General features: G+C 59.1%; 1 protein-coding gene. It reads left to right on the top strand.

The window, feature by feature from the left end; genetic code table 11:
• Nucleotides 1-67: 67 nt before the first annotated feature.
• Nucleotides 68-776, top strand: a protein-coding gene (locus tag FXV83_RS45585; protein WP_148745568.1) for an IS5 family transposase whose coding sequence is annotated in 2 segments (ribosomal slippage) — nucleotides 68-401 and nucleotides 401-776 — 710 coding nt annotated over the 2 segments. Because the reading frame shifts where the segments join, the coding sequence is not laid out codon by codon here. This gene is flagged as partial in the annotation.

Below are 776 nucleotides of genomic sequence, written 5' to 3'. Positions count from 1 at the left end.
AGGGTCTGTACCTAATTAGCAGGTTCTGATTCCCTCGTACCGAGTTGATTCGGCGTGGGGGACTTCGATGCGCAAAGGACTGTTCTGGCTCAACGACAAGCAGTGGGCTCAGATCGAGCCGCACCTGCCAACGAACCAGACGGGCCCGGCGCGCGATGACGATCGACGCATCATCAGCGGTATCATTCACATGCTCCAGTGCGGCGCACGCTGGCGCGATTGCCCGCCCGACTATGGCCCTTACACGACGATCTACAATCGGTTCAATCGCTGGGCTAAGCGCGGACATTGGCAAGCGATCTTTGAAGCGCTCGCCCGCTGCGGCAAGGACGGCGTGACTTTGTCGATCGACTCCACCTCGATCAAAGCGCATCGCTCGGCGAGCGGCGGAAAAGGGGGGAGCATGAACAGGCGATCGGCCGCTCACGCGGCGGGCGGAGCACGAAAATCCACGCGCTGAGCGACCCTGATTGCAAACCTTGCGCATTTCATCTCACTCCGGGACAAGACGCAGATATTGCCGCAGGGCCGGCCCTTTTGAAACTCGCGCCGCCCATGTCTTCCCTCATTGGGGACAAAGGCTACGATGGCGACGGCTTTCGCGCCGAAATCGTCAATCGCGGCGCGAAACCCGTCATTCCAAACAAGTCCAACAGGGTGACCCTCCACAGCTTCAGCAAACGCGCCTATAAAGGGCGCAATGTTATCGAGCGCTGTTTCTGCCGACTCAAGGATTTCAGGCGTGTCGCTACTCGCTACGACAAACTTGCCAGAAA

It is taken from the genome of Bradyrhizobium hipponense (assembly GCF_008123965.1).
Lineage (GTDB): Bacteria > Pseudomonadota > Alphaproteobacteria > Rhizobiales > Xanthobacteraceae > Bradyrhizobium > Bradyrhizobium hipponense.
Note: the sequence above shows the minus strand (reverse complement) of the source record. Positions and strands in the feature narration are given on the sequence as shown.